Genomic DNA, 25,215 nt, shown 5'->3' on the forward strand with positions numbered 1-25,215 from the left:
CGTCAATCGAGAATGGTTCGTTCGAGCCAGGCGATCAACCCTCCACTTGTCCAATTCCGGTGCGTCACACAGAAATCAGCATCCTCAGAAGAAGCATTTGCGGTTCCGTACGGATTGATGGCGAGCACCGCATCCCGCCGCCTGAAAGCTCGGCTCCTGATGGTCAGGGAGAGATGGGTGACGTCCGTATGTGCGAACGGTCGAATACGCGTGATTGTGCATTCCGCGCCGTGAACATCGAGCGCGCATTGGAGATGCTCAAGGGCTTTGAGCACATCCCGATCGAGTTCTGAGCGAACTGGCAGAAGACGCCCTACCTTGTATATCGGCACGGCGTCGACTGCGGCAACCTCAGCGCGACCGTCCGGCGTAAGTTCGCAGGCGAGCAAAACGAGATAGGGGCCGCCAATATTCGCCGGCAGCGATATCTCTTGGCCAACACGAATAGGCATCGTCCGCGGACTGTAAAGTACGCCCGAACGGATCTCATCTGCATGAAGAGCAACGAAGCCTTGTACCGCGCAGCCTTTGCGCGCGCTTTCAAGGAGCCTTCGGGCAACGTCTCCATTCCTTAATGCCGAGCCGAAAGTCCAGAAATGATGGGAAAGAGGGACGTCTGCGGCCACATGATAGGCAGAGGTTGCGTTCCGTAACGCGGCGAAGGCATCAGCAACACTGGGGCTATCGGGCGCGACCCCGGGCGGAGGGAGGATGTTGAAACTCGCGGCCTCGACCAGTTCCTCCATCAAGAAACGGAGCTGTCCATCGCCGGTGAGTGTAGCCTCGCCGTCGATCGGCGGCAGGTTTTCGACGGGTAGAACCTTGAATAACGGAACTGAGCGCAACCGGATGACACGAGCTCCTTGCAAGGAAGGCGCTTGGACCCATGGGACCCCCAAAGCGCCGGGTGTCGCCTAGCCGTTGAGTTTGTCTTTGACCGCCTTCGCGGGGGAGAAGGTAAGTTTCTTCGAGGCGGCGATTTTTATGGTCTCGCCGGTCGCTGGATTTCGGCCTTCACGGGCGGATAGCTCCTTCACCTTGAATTTTCCAAAGCCGCCAAGGCTCACTTCCTCGCCTCTGACAGAGGCTGCGACAATCGCGGCGAACACGATATCCACCGTCTTGCGGGCATCGGCTTTTGTGGAACCGGTTTCGCTGGCGAGAAGGTCTGCAAGATCACCGTTCGTCATACTGTACCTCTTCTGATGTTCAGGGGCGATCTTGCATAACCTGTCCCGGTCGCAAGCGCCATGGCGATGGTTCTGTTGCCGCCTGTGTCACTTTACCAGAATACCAATGGTAAAGTGACACAGGCGGCAAAATCGTTCTCCGGTGGGGTGAAGAGCATTTACCGGATTCCCAAGAGTCTCGCTTTGTGCTTGATTCGTTCTATGATGCAGCAGGATCTCTTTTCATCCGAACCCGTCTCTCCCGTGGGGAGGGCCGGCCTGCCCGATCTGGTCCGTACCATTGCGGAACATTCCACACGACCGCGCTATACCTTCATGGTGCTCGACCTCATTGCGCGGGTTGCCCGCGCGAACGGGCAGGCGGGTCCGCTGATTTGCGAAGGCACCGCCCTGATACCGATCCGGGAATGGCTCGCGGCCACCATTGCTCCCAGTGCAGCGCGTCATCACCAGCGGCGAACTACCAGGGAAAAAGTCCGCGCTGCCCTTGCGGCCAGCGGCCAGCTGCCAACCGACCCTATTGAGGCTGACCAAATGATTGACGCTCACGTCAGCGAACGGATCAGGGAAACGAGTTTAACGGCGATCAGCCGTGCCGTCTCCGAACTGGTACGCGCCGGTCTCATCAAGCGCCATTATCAGGGATACCGGGTCGATCATGAAAACCGCGGCGCGCAGCGTCACGCGGTTTACACCGTGACAGACGACGTTCGAACGGCTCTCCATCCCGGCATCATCGGCAGCGTATCATCGAATGTCATTCCGCGGTCCCGGACGGCAGCTTCATGACCGCCCGCGAACAAATCATAGGCGCGTTGCTGCGGGAATGCCGCTCCATCACTGGAGCGAACGCTGAACTATGGTCGACGGGTAAGTGCAGGCCTGTCTGCGCCTGGGCCAACTCATCCGACCCGCGCTGGGGCCGCGGGGACAACATAAAGTGATCGCATTCTTGTTGAGACGAGGTGCTGTCTCTGCGCAGGCACGCCCCCTCCCCGCGCGATTTTTGTACTTACCATAATGGGAGATTATGGTAAGTATAGGACGCCAAAACGGCGGGGGAGGGCAAAAATCGTTTACCTCCCCTGAGTAACACACAGGAAGGTGATGACCGAGCGCTCCACAACTCCTTATAAGGAAATCATCCTTGTCCAACCGCAGCGCGCGGGTCTTCCGGCCCGCTCGCACGTCATGGGCGCCGAAGCGGTTGACGCACGTCTGCTTCGTACCATGGGAATGCTCGTTCCCGAAGGGCTGCCGCCGGTCAGCCGTCTTGCCGTCGAAACCGCTCTTGCCGCCATGGCGGAAGCCACGAAGGCGGCGATCGCCGCCGATATCGAATGCTGGCATGCCTGGTGCGTCAAAGAAGGCCGGTCGCCCATGCCCGCTGATCCCGAAGATCTTGTACATTATGTGAACGACCTCGATGTCAGGGGGAAAAAGCCTTCGACGCTCGCTCGACGGGTTGCAAGCCTTGGTGCGTTGCATCGAGTGCTGGGGCTGGCCCAAAATGCGGCTCCCACCGAGGCAGCAATCGTACGCGCGGCGCTCAAGGCCATCCGCAGGCGCAGGGGATCGCTGCAGCGGCAGGCGGCACCGTTGCGGCTTGGCAAGGCATTGGATTCCAATGCTCCGGAGGGATTTACCCTTTCAGCCTTGCTCGACGCCTGTGGCGATGACCTTCAAGGACTGCGGGACGCTGCTCTGCTATCCCTTGGGTACGACGCTGGCCTGCGCGTAAGCGAACTGACCCGGGTGGAAGCGAACCATATTGAATCGCAGGAGGACGGTTCAGCGACGTTGTTCATCCCCTTTTCCAAAACAGATCAGGAGCAGGAAGGCGCCTGGGCTTGGTTGTCAGCCGAGACGGTGCGGCGCGTCCACGCATGGACGAACGCGGGCATGATTGAGGAAGGTCCGATTTTCCGAAGGGTCGGAGTCGACCGCCGACGCACGGGAAGAACGGAACGACAGCTCGCATCGGCGGAAAAGACCTATTCGATTGGGCTGACAGCGCTCACTCGACAGGGGGTCAACGCCATTTATCGCCGCATCGCCATCAGAGCCTATGAGCAAGGTCTGGTGACCCTGCCTTCCGGCAAGCTTGTGGCGGCTGTCCAGGCGCTGTCCACCCATTCGTTACGTGTCGGTCTGACCCAGGATCTTTTTGCCGCGGGCGAGGACGGGTTGGGAATTGCTCAGGCGCTTCGCTGGAGTTCGCCGACCACCGCTTTGCGCTATGGTAGAAAGCTTGCTGTACGCAGCAATGTCGCAGCGCGAGTGCTTTCACGCGTTCGACGTTGACTGGCTAGATCTGAACAGCCTGTCGCAAGATCGGGCCGGGGTTCAAGCGCCCTCCAATCCCACTTCGCTCGATGTCCACTACGCCGTTGGGATGTTCTCATTGCAACCTACTTCCCATCTGCAAGGAACATGGTCAGTATCGAGGGCCATATGCTGGTCACGGACAACATGAACTACAACCCCAGTCAGATCATTAGGCTATATTCGGCCAAGATCGCTTATGAGTGTGGCGTTGAGGTGCCGGAGAAATCCTGTCATTGCGGCAGGGCAGACATGCGGTCTTGAACGGACTGGCCCGGTATAGCCACCGTCCATCACATGGCAGGGCTTTGGCGGGAACGTCGCCTCGCCGGCCCCGTTGCGATCGGTGATCGCGTCCCGCTCACTTTGCGGGTACGTCAAGGAAGGCGACACACGGGTAGGCAACCTTGAGGCGGAGGTGGCCGGATGCGGCATTTCCCGGTCCCTTCGGGTGCACCCGAAGCGTCAGGCGGCGCGATTGAAAGCACCAAATCAAGGCAGAAGAGGACACCATGGCCTCCCAGTCACTTACCCGTTATCGGTCCTGCCCACTCGAGCCGTTTCGCATCGCCAGCCCGTTCCTGTCCATTTACCGGCAAGCAGAATGGGCCTCCAAGAATGTCTATCGCGAATTCGACAATGCGCGAGAAGCGTTGGGCAGCGTTATCGCGCCGAGCATCGGTGTCACCCAGAGCGGACGCCCCGGAAATAAGCCGGAGTTCCGGCACTGAGCAATGGGAGCCTCCTCCAAGTGCGGCTCCCCTAACGGAGGAAATATCATGAAAGTCAGCGAATGTATGACACAAGATGTCCGGATCGTGGATCCGGGGGAGACACTGCAGGACGCAGCCCGCACGATGGCGGAGATCGATGCTGGATTCCTGCCAGTCGGCAAGAACGACCGGCTCGTCGGCATCATCACTGATCGCGACATCGCGATCCGCGCCGTCGCCACCGGGCGATCTTCAAATGCGAAAATCGGCGACGTGATGAGCCAGGAAGTCAGATATTGCTATGCCGACGACACGGTTGAAGACATTCTTGACAATATGGCACAGCAGCAGCTTCGGCGGCTACCGGTGGTCGACCGCGACAAGCGTCTGGTTGGCATCGTGTCGATCACCGATCTCGCCACCAATGGTGAGGCGGCGCACAGCGGCGAAGCGCTGTGCGAGATCGCCCGGCCTAGCGGTCTCCATTCCCAGGCGATCTGATCGGCGGGAACGTGCGATGAGCGCCACGGGTCTCAAGGTCTTCGACAAACCCATCCAAACGACGAACATCTGGCTCGGCGAGAACGAGCGGAGGCTGCCGTTCAAGGGATTCTCGATTCTTGGTGCCGCTCGCGCAAGTCTGGCCAAATGGCGGCCCGGAAAAGGCCGCCATTCACCACCAGCAAAGAGAGAGAGAGAGAGAGAGAGAGAGACCCGGCCGTCTTCCACGGCCTGATAGCCGGAATGCAATATTAGAGGCGAATTGAAGCTTTCGCGCTTTTTCCGACTGGCTCTGGTATTTGCGGCATCCTAGAGATCATGCTTCCTGGATGGCCGATAAACGCCATGCGCCGTGTCCGCTCCTGACAAAAGTCCACAGTTCGGTCGTTAAAGTGGGACGATCGGGATCACCTGTCAGAACTGCGCCGCTATTGCGATCGCGCATGACGTCGATGCTCTGGTATCGCATGGCGATCGTGGCATAGTCCGTCCCATCTTCCGTCCAGGCTTCCGCAACTTCCGCTTCAAGAAGCTCGGTTCCCGATACCTCGTTACGCTGGCCTCGCGTCGCGTTCTGGCTCATTTCCTCGGCCAGATAAGACATGATTTCAGGCGTCGTGCAGACGCGCAACCGGGCATAATCTTCATGCCCAAAAGCGTCCTGCACCTCTACGAGCAGACGCTCGAAACTTTGCTGGTCGCTCGTCGTGATGGCAATCTCCCGCGACAGGGGAGCAGAAGAAGCGACCGAGGACACAAAGGCGTCAAACCCGCCCTGTGACGCTCCCGTCAACGGGCGGGTGGCGAATGAGGAAGAGGCGACGCCACCTACCGGAGCCAAGGCAGGCCGGCGACGAAACATCCTGAACGCGAGCCAGGCAAGCCCACCCAAAAGCGCCATCTGCAGCAAAGCCATCAGCATGCCGCTGCCGTTCAATGCGCCAAACCCATTGCCAAGCAGCATGCCAAGCAGGCCGCCGGCAACGAGACCCCCGATCAGGCCCTTTGCGAGCCCGCCAAACCGATTGGGCGTGTTCGTCGCCGGGCGCGGCGTTGAGGCGGTGTTCTGCGCCGGAGCCTGGGTCGGCGTTGCGGTCCGCTGCACCGCCGGCGCCTGATTGGGCGCGGTTTTCGTGGCAGGCGGAGCAACAGCTGTTCGCGAGCCTCGGCTACCTAAGCTGCCGCCGCGCCGGGCGTCCGCCGGGCTGACGGCCATAACGGCGATCGCGAGACTCATGGCAATCGCAGAGGCATTGCGAAACGTAGTTCCAATCATCGAAAATCCTTCTGGCTATCAGCCAAGTTCCTCAAGTGTTGGACCCACAAAGACGGGCAAAGTTCGCTCCCGACAGCAAGCCTCACATTCGCAATCGCGAACTACAGGACGGTGCTTCTGGAGCGGTATGGTCGCCTCCTCGTTTCTGGTCCAGTTGAACGAGCAGCGCAGATGATGGGACACTAGATTAACGACCAGCATCGAGCGCACTCGATGCGGTCCGACATCACGATCGCCTTTCAGGCGATCGCCAGAGGGGCCCGGCCCGCATGGTTGCTGGATAGCATGCCGTCCTTTAAATGCAACAGCGGCTCATATCAGCTAATGGGACTGCGGGCCGGTCTACGGTGTGCGATGCGAACCGCCAGCCTTCCTCTTCGATGACGAAGGCCGAGCAGCCCGATCAGTCAAACAGCTCTTTCAGAAAGGATTTTTTCTTCCGGGAACGATAACGGCTATCGTGCGCGTCAGGGGGACGCAAGCGCGTCCATGCATCAGGGAGATCCCGCTCTTGCAGTCGAACTGGTGGGGTGGCTGAGCGCTCGATGATCTTGTCCAGTTCGCCGCGATCAGACCATATACCCCCCGCGCAATAGTCGATTTCGATGCCTTGGCGTTCGGACATTATCAGTCCCGTGCAGCAGCCTGGGCAAGGCATAGCCTCCATGGATTGTCGCTGTATGGTACACCCTCCGCGCCTGGAACACATGGCCGTACAGGCGGTCCTTGACGTGCAGTCGCACCTTATTGAGCCGCAGCAGCCGCAAATTGTCGGGAGTGCGCCGTTTAAGTTCCCTCCAGATCTCCTCCTCAAGCTGTCCGTGCAGTCTCGTCATTTTATATGGAAACGACTTCAATGCCTCTCTCCAATCAAAATGGATCGATCGGATCAATTGCGAGGAAGGAGAAATTCACTGACCTGCACCGAGCCAACCCGATGCGGTCCGACATTACGATCATCTTTCAGACGACCGCCAGAGGGGGCCGGCCCGCAGACTTGCTATGGAATGGCTGCTGGCTCTTTCCATATGTATTGTGGCGTTGTGGTCGCCATACGCTGTCTCGGGTGTCCAGATCGGAAAATGGCTCAACGGAGTCATTCAACGCAATCTGCGAACGCGGGGCAGCTTAGCCAGAAACGCTCGATCCTTCATTCTGCGCTTCTGCTGATCGATGGCGTGTCGAACGGCGAACGCTCGATGCTCAGCCCTGAAGCATATGATGAAGGCCCTGAGCCACGCAGAGCGAGGGGTGTTGAGCGACAACCACCGGCACGGAGGTTTCACGCTCTATCATTCGCGGCAACTGCGGCACGAGCGCGCTGCCGCCGGTGAGGAGGATCCCATTTACGTGTACGTCGTGGCTGAGTTCCGGCGGCGTTTCGTTGAGAACGTCGCGTATGACGGCAACGATCTGGGTAGCGTGCTTTTCTACCACGCGCCCGACTTCAGCAGAGGAAATATGCAGCGATTGAGGCGCCATCGACACGAGGCTTCGTCCTCGGACCTCGATCAGCCCATCGCCGGACGGGGCCTCGGCATGAAGAGCGGCATAATCCTTTTTGATGCGTTCGGCGCTTTGACGGCCGATCAAAATCTTGTGTCGAAAATGCAGGTGATCAGTGATCGCCTGGTCGAGGGCCGCGCCACCCGCGCGCACTGAACGCGTAAGGCACATTCCTCCAAGTGAAATGACGGCCACTTCGGTGGTGCCGGCACCGCATTCCACGATGAGTGCGCCACGCGGCTCATCCACTCGAGCACCAGCGCCAAGAGCCGCCGCGAACGGCTCCAGAACCAACTGAGGGCTTAGCCCGGCATCGATAGCAGCGGTGAACAGCGCGCGCCTCTCGGCTTGCGTCGCGCCCGCGGGGACTCCCATGAGAGCGCGCGCCTTGCGCCATGGCTTTCGCTTCAGTTCCTTTGGAATGGCATACCGAAGTAATTCGGTAGCAGTGTGAATGTCCTGTAGCACACCCCTGCGCAGCGGGCGCCGTACTGCCAACTTGGGCGGGGTTCGGTCCACCATGGCCTGAGCAGCAGCTCCAGCCGCAACCAGGCGCGGAGCGGTGCCAAGATCTGTAAAACAGCACAGCGACGGCTCATCGAAAACAACACCCGCATCGCGATCGATGACCCGTAGGTTCGCAGTCCCGAAATCAATCGCTAGTTCCGGCCGCGTCCATGATGAAAATGAAACCATGGGATCGATATAATGTGCTGGTCCCGCTTTGTCCCCTTTCGTTTTTGCAGCAGCTGGGAACCGGATAAAATTGGCTCCGAGCATGGCGAGGTGCGGCCAAGAGAAAATATCGCCCAAAACTTCTACTATATGTTCTTCTCTATCGGTGTTCAGCCAAGAAATATTGCGGACAAAATCGCTACGTCGCCAAGCCAGAGCAACGCAAATTCATTGTGCAAGCGTCTGCATGCTCGGCGCGATAAGGGTAGGAAGGCTGGATATGGCGCCCGAGCTCGTTCAAAATGAGGTCAGCGCACCACGAGCACCGGGATCACGCTGTGGGTCAGCACTTCGAATGCCTTGCTGCCGAGCATCAGCCGACCCAATCCTCTGCGTCCATGCGACGCCATCACGATAAGTCCGCAATTGCGCTCCTTGGCCACAGCGATTATTGCCTCGGCAACCTCCGCGTCAGGCACATGGAGGATTTCTGTGGTTACTCCGAGCCGCTCGGCCGAGTCCTTCGCGCTAGCGAGGATGCCCTCGGCTGCGCTTTTCTGTCCCTCAGCATATTCGGTCAGTGCAGCCTCGCTCCAAGCGAGATCGTAACCCACTCCACTTGAATATACGGGAAAGCGTTCGGTAACGGTCATGATGGTGACATTGACACCCAGGGCCTTGGCCAAGGCAAGACCATGATCCACGCCCTTCTGGGCAGTTTCCGATCCGTCAGTTGAAATGAGTATATGATTATACATGAGCATGCCTCCCAGCGGGTTGTCACTCAGTTTGAAGTGCATCAATATCCCGCCGCTTCGTCAAGCCTCTACCTTCTTGCGCGAGGCGTGTGACCAGAGCCAACGCTTGATGTGGGGCCAGGCCCGAGGCAGTCATCTATCCTTATGGTAAATTAGTCCTGGCGCCGCCTCTGCACCAAGTCTTCACGAAGTGGGTGGACGATTCTGAGTACTGCCGGAATGGTCGGACGAACGGACGCCGGTATCCGGAAGGGCCGGTAACCGGCGGCGCCTGTCATCGTATCGCGGATCCGGTCGCGCGCTGCATTGTGGGAGCCGTCATCAACCTCGATCAGGGCGACGACACGACCGGTCGTGGGATCCTGCACCACGAAATCGACGATCTTCTGCGAGAAGGCGTTGCGATCCGCAGATGTCGCCCGGCGCCCGATTGATGCGGGAGCCTTGAGAAGAGCGCCCATCGCGACCTGTGCATGGAAGCGGTACATCGGGAATATCTCCTCCAACACGATCAGCATGGCCTCTTCCCGGCCGGTCATGAACGGCTTGGCGACCGGGGCGAGCCGGATGGAACCACCCCCTCCCAACAGCAGCGCGAGAAGGATTCACAGCGCGCCCGCAAGGATAACAACCGGCAGGATCGCACGCTCCATAGGGCCGACGATGTTCAAAGTTTCCATGGTTCGCGTTCTCAATTCATCCATTTCAGCGCCCCTCGGCGCGGCTGCGCGTGCCGCGCTCGAGCAGTGATCGGTAAATGCTGAGTTCCACCTCATCCGCCTTGCGTTATCGGCAGGTCGCGCCGGTCGGCGCCGGGGCACTCGACGCACGTCTCGGTCGTGCGCTCGCTGCCCAACTTGCCGGCTCGTTCAAATTCCCGACCCATCATGTCCTCCTTCATCTCACCCGGCGCCGTGCCGGCCGCTTCGCATCACAAGTCGAGGCCAAGGCTGCGTTCGGGCAGCGGCGGCAATTGGTCACGCCGATCGGGTTTGAGATCGGGCGGCGGCGCCTTCGCCTCCTCGGCCGAGTGTGCCGGGCCAGGCGACAGAGGCGGCAGATCGCTTGGGAGCGGCGGCAGATCGGGCAGATCCATCCCATCGATGGGGCCGGGATCGAACGGCACCGACGGCTGGGACGAGGGTCCCTTCTTCCCGTCGATATCGAGCCGACCCAGGGTTTCGAGGGCGGATGTCTTGTTGCCGGGGTTGCGGTCGAGCTGCCGTTCGAGCTTCTCCCTGTCGTCGACCACCAAGGTCAGTTCGTCGCGCACGCGCGTGACGCCGACGTTGAACAGGCGCTGGTTCGAAAGGTGCCGCTCGTGCGACGACATGACAGTGATCGCCTTGTCGGTGGTGATGCCCTGCGCCATGTGCATGTTGAGGCTGTAGGCAAGGTCGAGCCGCGAGAGCATGGGGTCGCCGAGGCCGAGTGTGAGGGTTTGCTTGTCCGCGGTCTCGACGCGAACGCCGTCCTCATCGATCCCGACAACCCGCGCCATCGCTGCATTGAGGAGCCCCCGATCCTTGTCGTTGGCGGTCCAGCGGATGCGGTCACCCTCGCGCAGTTCGATGCTCTTCTTCCCGGCCAGTTGGAGCCGGTCGCGCTGCTCGGTCGGGGAGAGCTTCTGGGGATCGAACCGGATCTTGCGGCGCCCATCGGCCAGATCGACCTTGCCGTTAGCGTGGACTTTGAGCACGTCGTAGCGGCCGCCCTTGAGGCCGACATCCTGCGCGCCGCCGCGCCCCACCTCGAGCGTCTGCCCGGCCCGGTAGGTCGAGGCGTAGCGCAGCTCCTCACGGGTCGTGTTGACCCGCTCGTAGACGGTGAGGTGAACCGAAGGCCCCTTCACCGACCCTTCCGCGACCAGGCCGTCCTGGATCCGCTGGTTGATGGTCGCGCGCGCGTCGCGCCCTGAGGCGAAGACCGCCGTTACCTCGCGATCGGCAGCGCCAAGCGCGAGCCACATGTCGGCCGCCTGCTCCGCCGGGGCGCCGGACTCGACGACCCGGTCGCCCAGCACCTTCATCGCGGCGCTGGCTTTGCCGACATTGGCGAGCGCGGCAACGGTGCGCAGCAGATCGGTACGCTGGCGGATATTCTGATCCATGCGCGCCATGGTGCCGCCGCCTGCCTGGATCATCGCGAAGGCCTTGCCGGCATCGATCGAGGAGAGCTGCTGCCGATCGCCGACCAGGACGAGCTTGTCGACGCCCAGCGCCTCACTGATCTGGTGGAGTTTCAGCATATCGGCCGACGAGACCATCGAAGTTTCGTCGGCGACCAGCATCGTGCCGGCGAACTTCTCGCGCGCGGCCTCGAAGCGCGGGGTATCGCGCTCGGCGATGAACCGCTCGTTGGCAAGCACGAACGACGCGATGGTCTGCGCCTTGATGCCGGCGCCTTCCGAGAGGTCCGCGACCATCTTGTTCTGGAAGGCAAGACCGGTGATGACGCGCCCTTCGGCCTCCGCCACGCGCGCGACCGCGCCGAGCATCGTCGACTTGCCGGCGCCGGCGACGCCCTGCACCGAGACCGTGCGGTCGGCCGAGGTGAGGATCAGGGTCGCGGCCGCAAGCTGGCCGGGATTGAGGGGGCGGTCCGCGGCGGACTGCAGCCGGGTGACGGCGTCGGCCGCCGGCACGATCGGGGCGGCCAGGCCCCTGCCCTGCTCGACGGCGGCCAGGATTCGCTCTTCCGTTCGGAGAGCCTCCGGCGTGGTCACCATCCGGCCCGTCCGGTCGACGGCCGTGGCGACGCCGGGGATGAGCCGGCGACCCTGGATGAGCCGCTCGATCCTTTGCTCGACGGACGCCATCGTCACGCCCTTCAATCCCAGATCGAGCGCTGTCGCGCCGAGCTTGTTGAGAGGCCAGGCTGCCTCGCGTTCGGACAGGATGCGCACCGCCGAGGCGACCGCGAGTTGCGTGCGGGCTTCGTCTGGCGATCGGACGGCGCGGGCAAGACCGTGATCCACGAGGGGATCGCGCGGGCGCAGGAATTCACCGACCCTGCCCCGTGCGACCGCGATGGCGTCGGTGATCGCGCGGTAGCCGCGCTCGATCGCGCTGTCGCGCGAGCTCATCCCGGCGCGGGCTTCCGCGGCCGCGCGCAGGTCCCTGCCGTCGAAGCCATGCGCGGCGGCACGGTCCGCCCACTCCTGCTTGAGGGCTTCGCGATCCTCGACCTGGAGCTTGGGGTCGCGCGAGCGCTGGGTGATTTCGCGCAGGCCCTCGGGTGACTTGATGCCGAGCTTCGTCGCCCGGTCGAGGATCTCCTCGCGGCGCTGGCTATATTCGGCGAGCACCGCCTTGGGGACACCGGCAATCTCGAAGGTGCCGTGCTTGCCCTTCATGTCGAGCTGATAGCCTGCCCGCTCTAGTTCGACCCTGAGATAGGCATGATAGATCGAGCCGATGATGCTGTTGTGGCTCCAGAGCTTGTCGGCATGGAGCGCCTGCCATTTTCCGTCGGGCATGCGGGTGAGGTTCGCGATGACGGCGTGGATATGGGCCTGGGGGTCGCGCGCGCGGCTCGTGTCATGCTGGAAGAGCGCATAGACGAGGTTGCCGGTCTGGACGGGCACCTTTCGCCCCTCGACGTCCTTGCGCCCCTCAACGAGGTTCTTCTCGACCCAGGCCATGGTCTGCCTGACTGCCGTCATGTTGGCGGCAAGCACGCGCTTGTCGCCGGCGACATAGGCCATGACGCTCGCCGATTTCGGCATAGAGAAAGTGAGATCGAGACCCGCCCGCCGGTTCTCCACTTGCGCCACACCCTCCCCGCTCGGAAGCACGCCGTTGAGGACAGCCTCGAAGGGATCTTTCGAGACTTCGCCCGACAGGCCGATCGCCTGGGCGCCCTCCCCGCCCCAGGCGCTGATCTCGGACGAGCCTTCGACCGTGTAATAGTCGTCCTTAGCGAAATAGCTCGCGGCGCCGGAGGCGGAGCGGATGGCGGCGACCGAGAGCATCAGATGCCCATGTCCATGCCGTCATGATCCGGGCCTGCCGAGAAGTCCTGGCGCAGTTCGGCAAGGGTCTGATCCTCGACCTGGGGCGCGGGACCATGCCGATCTCCACGCCGATCGTCCCGATCGCGGCTGGCGACAGGCTGTTCCTCCCCGCCGGCCCGCGCGGTCTGCGCCCGCTCGGCGGCGGCGGGCGCTACCGTCTGATCGCCCTGGTCATCCCCGCGCTGCGCGGCTCGATCGGCGGCTGCCTCGGGCTCTTCCTTGACCTCGGCGGACAGGATGCGCACGGCAAGATCCCGCGCGAGATTGGCGGTATCGGAGACCTCTTCCACGACCAGGCCGGCGCCATCGCGCCCACCGGCCTCCCCGGCCCCCTTTTCTTCGAACACCTCCTCTCCGCGCCTTGACCGCACGGGCTGAATATCGGGGCGGGCGATGAAGCCCTGTGCGACCTGGGGATAGTCCTTCCACTCGAGCAGGATGCGCGCGGCCGGAAAGCCGTCGGGGAACTTCACGAAGCCGTGCATGGAGGGCAAGTTGGTTATGTCGTCGGCGATGACGAGCGGTTCGACCTGCTTGCGCGGAGTGAGCGTCGAGGCGTCACGGGTGTTGTTATAGCCATAGCTATAGGCCTCATCCATCTGCCGCACTTCGCGGTTCCCGATATACCGTGCGCACTGCTCGGCCGTGTCGAGATCGGCGGTGGCGAGAATGAGCTTGGAGCGCGCGAGCGAGGCAAGATTGCGCGCGCCCTGCTCGCCATAGACCTCGACCAGTTTCTCGAAACTATGGATGCCCAGGATCATCGCGCCACCGAAGGCGCGCGCGGTCTGAAGGCCGTTCTCGATCGCGGGCAAGCGGTGCAGTGCTCCCAGCTCATCGAACATTAACCACATGCGCAGCGACCGGGTGCGCGGCAGCGTCATGAGCCGATTGATGGCAATGTCCATCCACAGCGTCAGCAGGGCCCGGTTCATCGGCAGATCGACATAGTTGGAGGTGACGAACAGGATCGATCCGGACTGCCTGTCCTGGGTGATCCAGTCCCGGATCGAGAATTGCTCGCCGGCATCGGGCAGGAAGCGCAGGACCTGGGCGTTAGTGTTGAAGACGGCCCGGATCGACTCCGCCATGCGTGCCGCTTCGGGCGCGGTCAGCGGGTCGGCGATGGTGTTGGCAAGGGTGCGATGAACGCGCTTCAGATCGGCGGTCATCAGATTCTCGGCGAGCGCGAGATTGGTGGTCTGGCCGCGCTCCATCAGACGCACGCACATTTCGATGAAGAGGGTGCGCGCGGCGAGCGCCCAGAAGGGTTCCGATGATCCGCCGTCGGACGGGATGAGCGCCGCGGCGGCGGCTGTGAACTCGCTGTGCGTGCGGCAGTCGTTGAAGATCGACCAGGCCGGGCATCGCGCGTCCATCGGATTGAGGATCGTGTCGCGCAGCGGATCGTAGAAGGCTTCGACATAAGCGCCGGTAAGGTCGAAGATAACGACGGTGTCCTGGCGCTCGCGTATCTGCGACACGAGGCTCCTGAGCTCGGTGGTCTTGCCCGAGCCGGTGGTGCCGATGAGCATCGAGTGCGATTGCTCCATGCGGTGGGGATAGGGGATGCCGGCAAGCGTGTAGGGATGGTGGATGCCGGCGTCCTTGCGGGCGCGAAATGGCAGCGCGATCACCTGCGCCGGGGTAAGCCGCGGAAAGAGATCGGCGGCGTCTTCTTCGAACTTCGCCCGGTTATGGGCATTGATCTCGGCGAGAAGGACGGGGCGATCGACGAGCATGGCGCCGCGCTCATGGCGTTCCTGAAGGATCGAACGACCACGACGATGCGAGATATCGACGAACCAGATCGTCAGCGGGATAGTGAGGAAGGTCGAGACGAGGATGGCGCCGACCAGACCCCGCATCGCGACGGCCCAGGCCTTGATGACCTCCGGGATATAGGGGACCGCTTTCATGACGGTTCGCATGATTTCGCCATTGGGCAGCGTGACGTTGACGCGCTTGTTCGGATCGAGGTCGACCCAATTCCACAGCGCCGAATAGATCTTCATGCAGACGAGCTGGAAGCCATGCTCGTCGAGCTTGATCGACACGATGATCGACCAGGCGATGAGGAAGGCGAAGAACCAAAGCAGCAAGGGCAACTTCGCGCCCGAGAACCACATCAGCATCTCGTGGGTGAGAAGCTGCGAGCCCCGCGTGAAATTCCCCGAGTTGCGCTGCACGCGACCGCGCGCGCTGTGGTGGGTGAGCGGGATCGGTCGGCCGTCGTTCCGGATGTCCTTATGCGCCATGATATTGCTCAAGACGCTTGTCAGTTTCGACGATGATCCGGTCGCGATATTCGGGAAATTGCTCGCGGATGATGATGTCGAGTGCGAGATGCTGGAACTCGCTGATCCGTGCGATCCGACGATTGCTCGTGTTGAGCACATCGACAGAGCCAAGAAAGCCGTCGACAGCTGCGCGCAAGAGATCGGATGGAGTGCAGCCACGCTCCGAGGCGAGCGCGACCAGGCGGTCATATTTGCCCCGGTCGAGGCGGACCGTGCAGTGTTTGTAGGGAGTGGTCAAACCAAACCTCCTAGCAGGGAGGCTGGTGGGGTCTCAGAAAGCGTTGCTGCTTATATCGGATCGACGCTGCGCCGGCAAGGAATTCGCGTAGGGCCATTCGACCGTGTTCGTCCGTATCACGCTGAAAGGGCATATTTGTTGGAAATTTTGCCCAACCCAAACGCTGTCCCACGACGCCCCACAGATTGATTTCCGACTAAGTAGCTGGATTTACATCAGAGCTCTTGCACCATCGGTGCGTTCGGTGTGCTTCTCTGCACCAGGGCTGGTCCTTATCCCCGGGGCGTCCTGGGCGCGTGCTGTCATGGAAAGGATTACGCCTCCGGCGGGGCGTCGGGCCGTCCGGCGGACGGAATGGAACCGGGCTGGATCAGGCGAATCTACGCAGGCTCCCGCATGGGACTGGTGATGGATATCGGATCGTCCAAGGCATCGATCCGGGCATCAGGAACGGCAGGGTTCGTAACCCGAATGGGCGGAGACAAGGCATAGCCTTGGCTCCGTGAGCTTGGCCGGCGGCCGCTTACTTCAAGCGGGCGGCGACCTAGCGAATAGAGCCCGGCGGCGGGGCCACTTTGCCCCGCCGAGCCGCGGCCGCAATCCCCCCTTCCAGCATCAACTCCCTCTCGATAGGATGCCCCTGTTCATAGCCCGATCAGCGTGAACCAAGAGGCCCTTATGGCACGGACATTGGAACAGGAGCGCGCTGCGCTCGCAGAGGACGAACGCAAGCTGGAAGAGCGCAGGCTAAGGCTTGCGGAGAAGGAACGTGAGGCGGCGATCCAGGCGGTCGACAAGGCCGGCCTGCTGAAGCTCGAAGGCAAGCGGCTGATGGGCCTGATGACCCGCATCCGCTCGCTCGGCATCGACGAGGTCGAGAAGCGGCTCGCTGCCTGAGCCATCCCGCCGCGACGACCGTCGCGGCTCGGACATGGGGGGCTCGATGCCCCTCATGTCCGACCATCCCTCGCAACAAAAAAGGGAGAGAGGCGACACGCGCCCCTCCCCGTTCCCGGTCTCAATATTCGTCGGTCAGCCCGCCCGGCGCGGTGTAGACGATCCGGTCGATCATCGCCTGGCTCAGCGCGCCGTAGTCGCCCTCGTCGATGGCGAGGTAGCCAAGCTCCGTATCCTCGATGACATGCTGGTCGAAGTAGCTGCGATGCGCGCGGCGCGTGGCGTTCGTGACGGCGGCGAAGTAGGCGGCGTTGTCGGCGGCGGTGGTGATCATCTGCATGTTCGGCTCCTGTCTGTCTTGAATGACAGGGGCAGTCGCGTCGGGTGGGCGGAGCCGGGTCAAGGACCCGCGCAGCGGGCCGCGTAGCGGCGGTGGGGGTCACGATTTTCTTCGGCGGCCACTGCCGCCGAGAGGATGCACCTGCGCCCGACCCGCCGAAGAAAATGGTGGGGCCCCGCCGTCCTTGAGGCGGCTTCGTCCGCCCGACATCATGGGAAGACTGTGAGAGATTTTTCCTCTCGTGAACCGTCCGGCAATGCGTAGCGGCGGGCGGACCGACGGGTCCGCACGGCACGCGAGCGAGCCGGATAATGATACCGTGTCCGACCTATTTTCACGCGCCTTTAAGTTTTCGAACTGAGGGGAGCGCCGCGCGCGCTGCGCCGGCTCAGGCAGGCTGATCGTTGTCGCATCGGGCGAAGTTCGGCGGTCGCCGCTTGGTGCGGTTTTCAGTCTGTGTTAGGGCCGGGGCGCGCTGCGAAAACGGCGGCGCCGGGGCCTGAGAACCCTGTCGAGAACGGCAACTCGGTCGAGATTTCGGCCGGGGTGCCTGCGCATATGTCCAGGTCGCGTGCGGCTAAAAGCGTAGGCGCATGCTCGACATGTTCTCAGCCCCGGCTCCCGCGCCCAGTGCGCGGGAGTTGTTACGGGGCGTTCTTCTCCTTCCGGCCACGTCCTTCTGACGAACGCCCCGCCTATTACCGGGGAGGGATCATGGCTCAGGCGCATGCGCAGGATAGCAAGGTTGCCCGTGCGCTCGCGCTGGTGCTGATGCGCGAGGTTCTTGAGATGCTCGATGCGCTCGACGAACCTGTCGCCGGCGCGCACCTGCAGTCCGCGATCGACGCGCTCCTTCGCAAGAGCAACCCTACGCCCAACTGAGGCGGGCCTCCGCCGGGTCGGTTGCAGTCATCAGAAGGGTTTCCAGACGAGGGAGATAGTGATCGACACGGGCCGCTCTCGCGCGGGCGCGGGTCGCCGGATCTTCGAGCTTGGCACGCGCCGTGTCGATGGGGATGTCGCCCACGCTGTCGGCGCCAATATCGAGGGCCTCGAGCAGAGCGTAGGCATTGCCATAGGCGAGATCGAGTTCGACGCCGCGGTCCGAGGTCAGCGCCACCCGCATGGTGGTTTCGGCGGCGGTCCGGTCCCGGTGCACGGCCACGCGTCGGGTGCGGAACTGGGCTTCTTCGACAACGGCGATGACGTGCGGATCGTGATCGAACCGCGCGGTCACCGCCGCGAGCGCGAGCGGACAGACGCGGGCCTCGAAACTGTCGCCGAGATATTCGTCGGGCTCCAGGAGCTGCTGCCCGAGCCGGTCGCCTTCCGCGCGAAGATAGCCGCGGAACGCGGCGAGTTGCCGGGCGCTGATCCGCGCCACGGGATCGTTCAGTTCGTCGGTGGGAACGGCGATACGGAAGAGGATGGACATGGCCTTGGGCTCCTTGGCAGTTGCCCCTCCCCCAGCCCTCCTTTCCTTTTGCATTCGGCCGCTCATAGGAGCCCTGGGTCGTCCTTGGTGCGGCGCGCCGGGTTCGATGCCCGGCGCGCCGCAAGGGCAGCAAGAAGGAAGAGGAAGAGAGGCCCCGGCGGATGCCGGAGCCTCTCGATGCACGGACCGTCAGGCCCGGCGCATGGACCGCTCGGCCGGACGCTGGTGCGCGAGCTTGACGACGTGGAGTGGGACGCCTGCCTGACGCAGCTTCTGCGCGAGGTTCATCTGGATGCCGGAGCCTTCGCAGACCACCGCTTCGACCGGCTTCAGGGCGAGCAGGCGATCGTTGCGCACGAACGCGGCCTTGGCGCCCAATCTGCGATCCAGGCGGAACATGATGACCTTCACGCCGCGCGCTGCCGCCCAGGCCTGGGCGATCGCATCGCAGCCTTTGGCCTGTGCCGTGGTGGCGAGGACCATCTCCGGGACGCGGGCCAGAATCGAGTCCAGACCCTTCCAGAGCATCTCATGATCTTCCCAGACCTGACCGCCCGAGAAGGCGACGACGGGACCCTCCGGGTTGAACTGCTCGCGGCGTTCGCGGCCCCTCGCGGCGAGGAAATCGCGGGCGTCGATCATCGATGCGGTGACGCCGTGCGAGACCCGGCTGCCACGGGTCGGCGCATAGGGGCGTCCCGTCTCGACCCGGTAGACCTCGGCGGCGTGGTCGCGCATGCATTCCATGGCGTCGCGGCACCCTTGCAGCGTCTGGCAGAGGAGCTGGGCTTCCTCGATTTGCGTCGCGTAGATTTCGCTGGGATCGAAGCTGCGCGCGAGTTCTCCAAGCTCCTTGGCGGCATCATCCTCGCGGTCGCTGATCCGCTTCGCCACGACATGGAAGCTGTTGACGAAGCCCCAGGCGAGGTCGCCCGCGAAGGCTTCCAGGCGCGTGTCGCGGAACACGTCGAACAGGGTGGCCATCACCATCTCCACCGCCGCGCGGGCCTGGTCGGGATCGGGCATTTCAAGTTGCTCGCTCTCGTCGACCGGCGACAGTTTGGCGCGCTCGTCATGTTCGAGAAAGGCGTCGGAATAGAGCGAGCTGCGTTCGTCAGCTCCGGTCTCGGTGGCGATGAAGCTGGCGAGATCGGCGAAGTTCGAGAAAGTGTTGGTCATTTGAGCCTCCAAGGTCTGGATGTCTCATCCTCATGATGAGGCTTGCCTCGGGGCATGCGGCGGTCAGGGAGGTCAGGCACGGCGGCCGGTCTCCGGCCGCCGCCGCTGTGCGGGGAGTGGGGGAACCGATTTTCTGAACGGGGCCGCGGCACGCGGGCACGGGCTGAAAATTGGGGGTACCGCTCATGCTTGACGGACCGCCAACCCCGCATGCCACACTAGGCAGACACAAGAGAGGAATAGGGGTGTTAAACCTCACCTGGGGTCCCGCCCCCGCAAGGGGATCGTGACCCGGATGGGCGGAGACGCGCGGCGCGCGGCTCCGTGAGGTTGGTCGGGGCCGCGCGCGATACGCGCGGGGCGGCGGCCTAGCGAATAGAGCCACGGTCCCGTCCCCGCCGCAGCGGGGACGGGATGCGCCGACCATGTCCCGATCGGACCCACAGCGGAACATCGTTGGAACTTCCTCGCACCCGCCATAGACTGGCTCCATGCAGGGGGATTCGAAGGCCTATCCGGGCGAAGTCGCGAGCGCTTTGGAGATCAGACAGCTCGCCGATGAATATCGCGGCGCGGCGCACGATCTGATGGGGCGAGGCAGACGCGGCCGACCATCGAGCTGGGCGCCGGCCCGCATGACCGCGATCCAGGCGATCGAGCTCTACTTGAACGCGCTGCTGCTCGATGCGGGCGTGAAGCCGGCCGAGATTCGGGGCTATCAGCATGACCTGCGCAAGCGTACCGCGCAGCCCGCGGTCCAGGCGCTGAGGCTGCGCCAGCGCACGCTCGACCACCTCGGCCAATTAAGCGAGGGCCGCGAATATCTCTCGATCCGCTACGGGCCTGAACTGGGCGGCAGCCTGTCCCAGCTCAACCGCCTGATGGCGACGCTGGACGAAGTCGCCGTCAAGGCTGGCACCGCCATCGGGAAGCGGGCCGCATCGAAAGCCTCGACAGCCAAGCCGGAGGCCGCGGCGAAGCCGGCCGGAGCCGGCTCCGTCGCGATCCCTACAGAGGCCTGATCCAGTCGGTAGCCGCGCACCAGCCGATGATGTCACTGCCGCTGTCGCCGACGGCATCGCCCGAGATATCGCGCCAGGGCGACCGCGGCCGATAGGTCGGCATGTAGCGGGCGGTGAGAAGCTCGAAGGTCGAACAGGTATAGCCGCTCAATCGGATGGCCAGCACGGGCTGATTCTCCGGCGGCAGCCCGGACAGCGCCGACACGAATCCCGACGGAACCGGGTGCAGGGTTGCATCGATCAGCGTCCGTGCAAGGCGCACTTCGAGCTCGCCGGCTTCCGCGCCCCAGGGGTGCGCGTCGAGGTCGAAACGGTCCGCATCGGCCGCGCTTGGGGCGCAGGCGAACACTCCGGCCCAGCAATCGCTGCCCGGGCGCAAGGATGCGATGTCGGCGGCAAGTCCGGGCTGGCCGGTCTCCGCCCGCAGCCAGTCGGCGAGGGCCGGCGTAAGCCGGCCCGTCAGCTTGCGCGCGCGGGTCGGTGTCCCGTCGATGTCAGGGAAGTCGACGAGCCACCAGGCGAGGCGGTGATTGAGGACGATGCCGTAACCGTTGGAGGTGCGGCGGCGGATAGCGAGATTTGGCAACATGGTGCGAAATCCTTCGGTGCAGCAAGGACGGGTCAGTGGACCGACCCGTCGAGGGAGTAGAGCAGGTCGGGGCTGACGAGCTGGTGCTCGGCGGCCACGAGCGACCAGGCTGCGGCCAGTTCCTCGTGATACTCGCAGTCCACGATGGCGTCGGCGCTGGCGTCGCCGAACTGGGCCTCCTCGAAGGCGCGGATATGCGCCGCATCGGCGGCTTCGGTGATCGCGTCGGCGAGGCGGGCCGCGATCTCGTGACGGCCCATGCCATCGGCGGCACGGCGAATGCGGGTAACAAGGGCGGGGTTGAGGACTTCGATCCCGTGGGCGACCCCGGCGATCTCTTCGAAGCTGTTGAGATGGAACATCTGTCGTCTCCGTGAAAAAGAAGGGGCGGCCCGAAGGCCGCCCGTCTGGGGTCAGAGGAATTCGATTTCCTCGGCGACGATGTCGGTGTTGTAGTAGGTGCGGCCGTCCCGCTCGTTGCGGCTGTAGCGGACCTCGCCGACGACCATGAGCTTGTCGCCCTTCTTCTTGTGATTGGCGACCGACTTGCCGAGGCCGCCAAACGCCTTGACCGTGTGGAACTCGTCGTAGGTCTCGGTGTAGCCTTGCCCGTCCTTCTGGACCTGGCCGTCCTTGATGACGGGCTTGGAGGTGACGAGGGAGAAGCTGACGCCGCCCTTGCTGTCGGTGCCGAAGCGGGTGATCTCGGAGGTGATCCGGCCCGAGAGAAAAATCTTGTTCATGACGCTCTTACCTTTTCGCGATGCGCCAGCGGGCCGATCCCGCTGGGATGGACAATCGCGAAGGCCCGGGTCCGAGGGGCTGGCGCACCGGAGCGAAGCGCAGGGAAACCCGGGATTTTCCGGGTGGTGCGGGCAGAGGCCGAAGGCCTCAACACGGCCGGACAATCCGGGGTTGCGGCGGACCCGCCCGGGCGTAGCGTTCATCCCCTCAAGCGGGAGGCGCGCCTGGCGCCCGCCGAGAGGTCATTGCGCTGACAGGGTGGGGTTTCGGGCCAGCATCACCGGGCAGTCGCCGTCGGCGCGATGCCGCGGCACAGTGCTCCCTGCCGCCGCACCGGCCTTGCCTGGACGGGCGGAAGGACTGCGGCGGCGCAGCGCTCTATGTCCACTCGGGTCGGCCAGTGCGATTGGCTTGGCCGGCGTTGATCACAGGAAGGTGGAAGGAGTGCACCCGGCGCGCGCGATCCGCCGTCGTCACGGGGAGCGGCCGGATCTGGTAGAGCCCGTCAGTTGGTGCTGCGGAGCGGAGAAGGCGCCGGGCCGCTAGTCCCGGTTGATGGCCGCTGCATTGGCAAGGAGCGCCGAGAGGATCGCGTTCGTGAAGCCCGGGGGCATGCGGCCAGCAACGTAGGAGGGCTCACTGGTGACCGGGCGTATGTCGTAGCCGAGCCAAGTGAAGTGATTGTACTGGTCGATTACGACGCCGGTTCCTCGAGTAAGACCGGCCGCATCGGCGACGGCATCGGGAATGGGCAGCGTTGACGCGGATGCTTCACCCTTCGTCGTGATCGCGAGCGTGAAAACGCGGCCGTCCCTGACCGCGGCCACCATCACCGGACGCGTCTTGATACCTTCATCGCGGCCTGCGGCTTTGTCATGGGTGAAGAGGAAGACGTAGTGGAGGATGTCGCCGACGTTAGGCAGCGGCGTCATTGTTCCACCGATCCGAGGCGAGTTCCTGGGCCGTTGGGCGGGCTGCCTCGAAGATCGCGGCATGCTCGGCGCTCATCTCGGCCGCCGGGACAGCTTGCAGATCGAGAACGGCCAGGATTTGTCCGGCCGCGATCCGCTCGATGCGCTCGAAGTAAGCGGCATCGGCAATGGTAAGATCGGGCCTGCCATGCTTCGTGATGGTTACAGGCGACCGGCGCCCACGATCGAGATATTGTCCGGTGTGATTGTGAAAGTCAGTCAGCGGAACCTTTTCCTTCCGCGTCGGGACAAGAGTGGCATCAGCGGCCATGGTAGACTCCTCAATCAATATTGCCAATATAGAGAAAATGGCAAGTTTTGCAAGTTTTGAGCGCGGTGGGCGCGCAGATCTAACCACGCGCTCTAGGGAGGGCGGTGCGGTGCAAAAAATGCCTGGGCATCAGAACAAGGACAGGGCCCGCTTCGCCAGGGGGTGCGAAGCGAGCCCTGTCACCCCGCGCCGGGGGCTCATGGCGCGGAGTTAGCGGGTGCCGTCGGCGTTAATCGACGGTCTCGGGGGTGCGCTGGCGGCGCTGGCGGCGAGCGGGCTCCTGCGGGGCATCCCCAAAGCCGTGCTCGCTCGACGACTGGCCGAGCCCGGCCTCGGAGCCCTCACCGCCCGCGCCCGCGCCGGCAGTTTCGTCAGCGCCGGGCAGCGGCGGCAGACCATCGTCGGCCTTGGGTGCCATTTCGGAAGCGAGATCACGGCGGCGCGTCGGGCGCGACCAGACCACGTTGTAGCTGCCATCCTCCTGGCGGAACGCCGAGATGTAGAGCGGCGCCGTCAGGCTCGGATCCTCGATCTTGCCGTTGAGGAACGCCTCGCCGGTGCCGTTCGAGAACAGTTCGAAGAGGGCGCCGACCTGCACCCATGCCCGCGATTGCGAGAGCGCCAGCACTTCGAACTTGGGCGCCTTGGGATTGGCCGAGTGGACCTCGCGCAGCGCGATGGTCATGGCGATGGTGAGCGTCGCGATCTTGCCGACGTGGATGCCAGCTTCGTTCTGCTTGATCGAGCCGATGTTCATGGGACTTCTCCTGGACGATGGTCTCGAACACCGTGTCCGGACCACCTTCCTCCATCCCGCTCCTCTCCTCGGCCGTTCGGCCGAGCCGGCGCGTCAGCGCCCCTTTCCGAGGTCCGCTCTTCGCGGCCTCGGGATCGCCTTCACTTCCGGCCAAACCACGTTCGCCAGGCGCGGTGTTAGTGCGAACCCTCGAGCCAGTTCTCGACCTTGGCGACATCAGACGTCGAGATAGCAGTCATGCGTCAACACGAATGCATCGGCGATCGACTCTCCGTCCTGAAGCTGGCGCGGGGCCCGCGACCCAGCCCAGATCGGCCTCGGCAGATGGTCCCCCATAGCAAAGCGCCAGCGGGAGAGGCCGTTCGCGGCCTCGAGGACGAAGCCCGATTCGGCCGCCTCGAAGCGTGAGATGGTGAGCCGCTCGCGCCCGAAATCGGGTAAGTCCTCGATCGTGGGATGTCCGCAATAGCGGTGCTCCCAGGGTCGGAAATCGCCGAGCTGGTCGGGGTGAACACCGAGGATGCGCTGGTCGATCGTAATCGCGAGCGACCGGAAATCGGCTGCGGGCGCGATTTCCTCGTGCGTGAGCCAGATCCAGCAATCGGAATGCTTGAGCGGGAGCACGATCCACGAACCGCCGTTGCACTGCCATCCCGAGAGTCCAACGCCGCCCTGGCCGTAGCTGCCCAGATGCGAGGAATAAGCTGTGAGCATCCGGTCAATCGGCCAGTCGGGCGCGAGCGGCCCAATGACCGAATGCCCCCGGATGCGACTGAACGATCCGAGGTCGAATGTACCCCTTGCCGCGCAGGCGCGGGTCGCGCTCACCGGACTTCCCGGAAGATCCAGCAGGCGGCGCGCCTTGTCACCGGGGTCCACGGCCTCGGGGCAGGAGACCCGGAGCGCGAAACGCAGCGAGGCGGAAACCGGCCGCGCACCGTCGGCACCTTCGAGGGAGAGTGAGACCGCGTGCTGCGTTGAACCGTCATCGTCTGGTGCGATGATCGTCGCAGAGACCTCCCAGTCGATGCGTCGGCGCTCGTACCAGGCCTGGGAGAGGATCCAGCTGCGAGCGTGGGAGGGGTGTTCGGCCTCGGATTTGTCGAGAATCCAGGCGGGCACGGCTGCGGTCAGCACGACATCATGGGTCGGCATGGGGAGATCTCCGTTGCTAGGCAAAGGGGCTCGCAGGTAGCGAGGTGGGTTCGGTGCTTGCCCGCGCCCGGTCAGGCGTAGTGGGGAGGCACTTCCGGAAACGCGGCGGGCGCGGTTCCCTCGAAGACGATCGCGCGATGGCGACCACCCGAATAGAGAAGCGAGTCCACGCACCGTTTGTCCGTCTGGAGGCGGTCGAGCAGTCGGTTGGTCCGGGCGGCGAGGCGAACGGCACGGGCTTCGGTGGGCGCCAGCGCGAGGAGACGGCAAAGCGTACCGGTATCGAACCACCACCCGCCCTCTTCCGGTCCTCCGTAGGCGCGATCGATTTCGTAAAGCGCGACGATATAGCGCATTG

Annotated in this window: 28 protein-coding genes; 7 read left to right on the forward strand and 21 right to left on the reverse strand. The window is 63.5% G+C overall.

What is annotated here, in order from left to right:
- Positions 1-2: 2 nt before the first annotated feature.
- Together IZV00_RS18715 and IZV00_RS18720 are read right to left on the reverse strand one after the other, a co-directional pair.
- Positions 3-845, reverse strand: a complete 843-nt coding sequence (locus IZV00_RS18715) for a hypothetical protein (RefSeq protein ID WP_196227624.1) — start codon at positions 843-845, stop codon at positions 3-5.
- A gap of 69 nt (positions 846-914) precedes the next feature.
- Positions 915-1,190: an HU family DNA-binding protein gene (locus IZV00_RS18720; RefSeq protein ID WP_044663380.1), complete on the reverse strand. Its 276-nt coding sequence runs from the start codon at positions 1,188-1,190 to the stop codon at positions 915-917.
- Positions 1,191-1,391: 201 nt separating this feature from the next.
- Between IZV00_RS18720 and IZV00_RS18725 the strand changes: the two genes are divergently transcribed.
- From IZV00_RS18725 to IZV00_RS18740, 4 genes are all read left to right on the forward strand, one after another.
- Entirely contained in the window at positions 1,392-1,979 is a 588-nt protein-coding gene (locus IZV00_RS18725) for a hypothetical protein (RefSeq protein ID WP_196227700.1), read from the forward strand.
- Positions 1,980-2,297: 318 nt separating this feature from the next.
- On the forward strand, positions 2,298-3,494 hold the full coding sequence (locus tag IZV00_RS18730) for a tyrosine-type recombinase/integrase (protein WP_052628280.1): 1,197 nt from the start codon (positions 2,298-2,300) through the stop codon (positions 3,492-3,494).
- Between the two features lie 533 nt (positions 3,495-4,027).
- The gene (locus IZV00_RS18735; RefSeq protein ID WP_157009863.1) at positions 4,028-4,246 is read left to right on the forward strand and encodes a hypothetical protein; all 219 of its coding nucleotides are present in this window, start codon (positions 4,028-4,030) and stop codon (positions 4,244-4,246) included.
- Between the two features lie 48 nt (positions 4,247-4,294).
- A complete protein-coding gene (locus IZV00_RS18740) occupies positions 4,295-4,729 on the forward strand; it encodes a CBS domain-containing protein (RefSeq protein ID WP_044663378.1) in 435 nt (144 codons plus the stop codon).
- A gap of 316 nt (positions 4,730-5,045) precedes the next feature.
- Here IZV00_RS18740 and IZV00_RS18745 read toward each other — a convergent pair whose 3' ends face one another.
- The 8 genes from IZV00_RS18745 to IZV00_RS18785 form a co-directional block, all read right to left on the reverse strand.
- Positions 5,046-6,005 carry a Tim44 domain-containing protein gene (locus IZV00_RS18745; RefSeq protein ID WP_196227625.1) on the reverse strand — a complete coding sequence of 320 codons (960 nt, stop codon included), beginning with the start codon at positions 6,003-6,005 and terminating at the stop codon, positions 5,046-5,048.
- A gap of 403 nt (positions 6,006-6,408) precedes the next feature.
- On the reverse strand, positions 6,409-6,663 hold the full coding sequence (locus tag IZV00_RS18750) for a TFIIB-type zinc ribbon-containing protein (RefSeq protein ID WP_196227626.1): 255 nt from the start codon (positions 6,661-6,663) through the stop codon (positions 6,409-6,411).
- A gap of 545 nt (positions 6,664-7,208) precedes the next feature.
- The gene (locus IZV00_RS18760; protein ID WP_329604528.1) at positions 7,209-8,324 is read right to left on the reverse strand and encodes a rod shape-determining protein; all 1,116 of its coding nucleotides are present in this window, start codon (positions 8,322-8,324) and stop codon (positions 7,209-7,211) included.
- A 170-nt stretch (positions 8,325-8,494) separates the two neighbouring features.
- Entirely contained in the window at positions 8,495-8,944 is a 450-nt protein-coding gene (locus IZV00_RS18765) for a universal stress protein (protein ID WP_044663569.1), read from the reverse strand.
- Between the two features lie 152 nt (positions 8,945-9,096).
- On the reverse strand, positions 9,097-9,531 hold the full coding sequence (locus tag IZV00_RS18770) for a DUF2726 domain-containing protein (RefSeq protein WP_230463514.1): 435 nt from the start codon (positions 9,529-9,531) through the stop codon (positions 9,097-9,099).
- 344 nt (positions 9,532-9,875) lie between these two features.
- On the reverse strand, positions 9,876-12,917 hold the full coding sequence (gene mobF / locus IZV00_RS18775; RefSeq protein ID WP_196227627.1) for a MobF family relaxase: 3,042 nt from the start codon (positions 12,915-12,917) through the stop codon (positions 9,876-9,878).
- Positions 12,917-15,217 (reverse strand): type IV secretion system DNA-binding domain-containing protein, encoded by a 2,301-nt coding sequence (locus IZV00_RS18780; protein ID WP_196227628.1) that lies wholly within the window; start codon positions 15,215-15,217, stop codon positions 12,917-12,919. The genes mobF and IZV00_RS18780 overlap by 1 nt, the downstream gene beginning before the upstream one ends.
- The gene (locus tag IZV00_RS18785; RefSeq protein WP_044663372.1) at positions 15,207-15,497 is read right to left on the reverse strand and encodes a hypothetical protein; all 291 of its coding nucleotides are present in this window, start codon (positions 15,495-15,497) and stop codon (positions 15,207-15,209) included. The genes IZV00_RS18780 and IZV00_RS18785 overlap by 11 nt, the downstream gene beginning before the upstream one ends.
- 678 nt (positions 15,498-16,175) lie before the next feature.
- Between IZV00_RS18785 and IZV00_RS18790 the strand changes: the two genes are divergently transcribed.
- Positions 16,176-16,394 (forward strand): hypothetical protein, encoded by a 219-nt coding sequence (locus IZV00_RS18790; protein ID WP_196227629.1) that lies wholly within the window; start codon positions 16,176-16,178, stop codon positions 16,392-16,394.
- Between the two features lie 121 nt (positions 16,395-16,515).
- Here IZV00_RS18790 and IZV00_RS18795 read toward each other — a convergent pair whose 3' ends face one another.
- Positions 16,516-16,734 carry a hypothetical protein gene (locus IZV00_RS18795; protein ID WP_196227630.1) on the reverse strand — a complete coding sequence of 73 codons (219 nt, stop codon included), beginning with the start codon at positions 16,732-16,734 and terminating at the stop codon, positions 16,516-16,518.
- A 714-nt stretch (positions 16,735-17,448) separates the two neighbouring features.
- On the opposite strand from IZV00_RS18795, the gene IZV00_RS18800 reads away from it, so the two are divergent.
- Positions 17,449-17,616, forward strand: a complete 168-nt coding sequence (locus IZV00_RS18800) for a hypothetical protein (RefSeq protein ID WP_196227631.1) — start codon at positions 17,449-17,451, stop codon at positions 17,614-17,616.
- Here IZV00_RS18800 and IZV00_RS18805 read toward each other — a convergent pair.
- Both IZV00_RS18805 and IZV00_RS18810 read right to left on the reverse strand, forming a co-directional pair.
- Complete coding sequence (locus IZV00_RS18805) at positions 17,603-18,169, reverse strand: hypothetical protein (protein ID WP_196227632.1); 567 nt, start codon at positions 18,167-18,169, stop codon at positions 17,603-17,605. The genes IZV00_RS18800 and IZV00_RS18805 overlap by 14 nt on opposite strands.
- Positions 18,170-18,358: 189 nt before the next feature.
- Positions 18,359-19,348 (reverse strand): DUF2493 domain-containing protein, encoded by a 990-nt coding sequence (locus tag IZV00_RS18810; protein WP_196227633.1) that lies wholly within the window; start codon positions 19,346-19,348, stop codon positions 18,359-18,361.
- Between the two features lie 491 nt (positions 19,349-19,839).
- Here IZV00_RS18810 and IZV00_RS18815 point away from each other — a divergent pair, with 491 nt between their 5' ends.
- A complete protein-coding gene (locus IZV00_RS18815; protein ID WP_196227634.1) occupies positions 19,840-20,370 on the forward strand; it encodes a hypothetical protein in 531 nt (176 codons plus the stop codon).
- On the opposite strand, the gene IZV00_RS18820 is transcribed toward IZV00_RS18815, so the two are convergent.
- The 8 genes from IZV00_RS18820 to IZV00_RS18855 all read right to left on the reverse strand — a co-directional run bounded on the left by IZV00_RS18820 (position 20,357) and on the right by IZV00_RS18855 (position 25,213).
- Positions 20,357-20,959 (reverse strand): hypothetical protein, encoded by a 603-nt coding sequence (locus IZV00_RS18820; RefSeq protein ID WP_196227635.1) that lies wholly within the window; start codon positions 20,957-20,959, stop codon positions 20,357-20,359. The two genes, IZV00_RS18815 and IZV00_RS18820, sit on opposite strands and share 14 nt — an antisense overlap.
- Positions 20,960-20,991: 32 nt before the next feature.
- Entirely contained in the window at positions 20,992-21,321 is a 330-nt protein-coding gene (locus IZV00_RS18825; RefSeq protein WP_196227636.1) for a hypothetical protein, read from the reverse strand.
- 51 nt (positions 21,322-21,372) lie between these two features.
- Positions 21,373-21,702 (reverse strand): single-stranded DNA-binding protein, encoded by a 330-nt coding sequence (locus IZV00_RS18830; RefSeq protein ID WP_196227637.1) that lies wholly within the window; start codon positions 21,700-21,702, stop codon positions 21,373-21,375.
- 543 nt (positions 21,703-22,245) lie between these two features.
- Positions 22,246-22,635 (reverse strand): hypothetical protein, encoded by a 390-nt coding sequence (locus IZV00_RS18835; RefSeq protein ID WP_196227638.1) that lies wholly within the window; start codon positions 22,633-22,635, stop codon positions 22,246-22,248.
- Positions 22,619-22,945 (reverse strand): type II toxin-antitoxin system prevent-host-death family antitoxin, encoded by a 327-nt coding sequence (locus IZV00_RS18840; RefSeq protein ID WP_196227639.1) that lies wholly within the window; start codon positions 22,943-22,945, stop codon positions 22,619-22,621. The genes IZV00_RS18835 and IZV00_RS18840 overlap by 17 nt, the downstream gene beginning before the upstream one ends.
- Before the next feature lie 229 nt (positions 22,946-23,174).
- The gene (locus tag IZV00_RS18845) at positions 23,175-23,702 is read right to left on the reverse strand and encodes a DUF736 domain-containing protein (RefSeq protein ID WP_196227640.1); all 528 of its coding nucleotides are present in this window, start codon (positions 23,700-23,702) and stop codon (positions 23,175-23,177) included.
- A 216-nt stretch (positions 23,703-23,918) separates the two neighbouring features.
- Positions 23,919-24,857 (reverse strand): hypothetical protein, encoded by a 939-nt coding sequence (locus tag IZV00_RS18850; RefSeq protein ID WP_196227641.1) that lies wholly within the window; start codon positions 24,855-24,857, stop codon positions 23,919-23,921.
- 71 nt (positions 24,858-24,928) lie between these two features.
- Entirely contained in the window at positions 24,929-25,213 is a 285-nt protein-coding gene (locus tag IZV00_RS18855) for a hypothetical protein (RefSeq protein ID WP_196227642.1), read from the reverse strand.
- Positions 25,214-25,215: the final 2 nt, after the last annotated feature.

This window comes from Sphingobium sp. Cam5-1, assembly GCF_015693305.1.
GTDB lineage: Bacteria > Pseudomonadota > Alphaproteobacteria > Sphingomonadales > Sphingomonadaceae > Sphingobium.

Excerpts from the sequence above, each read along its gene's own strand:
- IZV00_RS18720 (WP_044663380.1), bottom strand. The coding sequence starts at position 1,190 with ATGACGAACGGTGATCTTGCAGACCTTCTCGCCAGCGAAACCGGTTCC.
- IZV00_RS18725 (WP_196227700.1), top strand. The coding sequence starts at position 1,392 with ATGATGCAGCAGGATCTCTTTTCATCCGAACCCGTCTCTCCCGTGGGG.
- IZV00_RS18730 (WP_052628280.1), top strand. The coding sequence starts at position 2,298 with ATGACCGAGCGCTCCACAACTCCTTATAAGGAAATCATCCTTGTCCAA.
- IZV00_RS18735 (WP_157009863.1), top strand. The coding sequence starts at position 4,028 with ATGGCCTCCCAGTCACTTACCCGTTATCGGTCCTGCCCACTCGAGCCG.
- IZV00_RS18740 (WP_044663378.1), top strand. The coding sequence starts at position 4,295 with ATGAAAGTCAGCGAATGTATGACACAAGATGTCCGGATCGTGGATCCG.
- IZV00_RS18745 (WP_196227625.1), bottom strand. The coding sequence starts at position 6,005 with ATGATTGGAACTACGTTTCGCAATGCCTCTGCGATTGCCATGAGTCTC.
- IZV00_RS18750 (WP_196227626.1), bottom strand. The coding sequence starts at position 6,663 with ATGCCTTGCCCAGGCTGCTGCACGGGACTGATAATGTCCGAACGCCAA.
- IZV00_RS18765 (WP_044663569.1), bottom strand. The coding sequence starts at position 8,944 with ATGTATAATCATATACTCATTTCAACTGACGGATCGGAAACTGCCCAG.
- mobF (WP_196227627.1), bottom strand. The coding sequence starts at position 12,917 with ATGCTCTCGGTCGCCGCCATCCGCTCCGCCTCCGGCGCCGCGAGCTAT.
- IZV00_RS18780 (WP_196227628.1), bottom strand. The coding sequence starts at position 15,217 with ATGGCGCATAAGGACATCCGGAACGACGGCCGACCGATCCCGCTCACC.
- IZV00_RS18790 (WP_196227629.1), top strand. The coding sequence starts at position 16,176 with ATGGCACGGACATTGGAACAGGAGCGCGCTGCGCTCGCAGAGGACGAA.
- IZV00_RS18795 (WP_196227630.1), bottom strand. The coding sequence starts at position 16,734 with ATGCAGATGATCACCACCGCCGCCGACAACGCCGCCTACTTCGCCGCC.
- IZV00_RS18800 (WP_196227631.1), top strand. The coding sequence starts at position 17,449 with ATGGCTCAGGCGCATGCGCAGGATAGCAAGGTTGCCCGTGCGCTCGCG.
- IZV00_RS18805 (WP_196227632.1), bottom strand. The coding sequence starts at position 18,169 with ATGTCCATCCTCTTCCGTATCGCCGTTCCCACCGACGAACTGAACGAT.
- IZV00_RS18810 (WP_196227633.1), bottom strand. The coding sequence starts at position 19,348 with ATGACCAACACTTTCTCGAACTTCGCCGATCTCGCCAGCTTCATCGCC.
- IZV00_RS18815 (WP_196227634.1), top strand. The coding sequence starts at position 19,840 with ATGCAGGGGGATTCGAAGGCCTATCCGGGCGAAGTCGCGAGCGCTTTG.
- IZV00_RS18820 (WP_196227635.1), bottom strand. The coding sequence starts at position 20,959 with ATGTTGCCAAATCTCGCTATCCGCCGCCGCACCTCCAACGGTTACGGC.
- IZV00_RS18825 (WP_196227636.1), bottom strand. The coding sequence starts at position 21,321 with ATGTTCCATCTCAACAGCTTCGAAGAGATCGCCGGGGTCGCCCACGGG.
- IZV00_RS18830 (WP_196227637.1), bottom strand. The coding sequence starts at position 21,702 with ATGAACAAGATTTTTCTCTCGGGCCGGATCACCTCCGAGATCACCCGC.
- IZV00_RS18835 (WP_196227638.1), bottom strand. The coding sequence starts at position 22,635 with ATGACGCCGCTGCCTAACGTCGGCGACATCCTCCACTACGTCTTCCTC.
- IZV00_RS18840 (WP_196227639.1), bottom strand. The coding sequence starts at position 22,945 with ATGGCCGCTGATGCCACTCTTGTCCCGACGCGGAAGGAAAAGGTTCCG.
- IZV00_RS18845 (WP_196227640.1), bottom strand. The coding sequence starts at position 23,702 with ATGAACATCGGCTCGATCAAGCAGAACGAAGCTGGCATCCACGTCGGC.
- IZV00_RS18850 (WP_196227641.1), bottom strand. The coding sequence starts at position 24,857 with ATGCCGACCCATGATGTCGTGCTGACCGCAGCCGTGCCCGCCTGGATT.
- IZV00_RS18855 (WP_196227642.1), bottom strand. The coding sequence starts at position 25,213 with ATGCGCTATATCGTCGCGCTTTACGAAATCGATCGCGCCTACGGAGGA.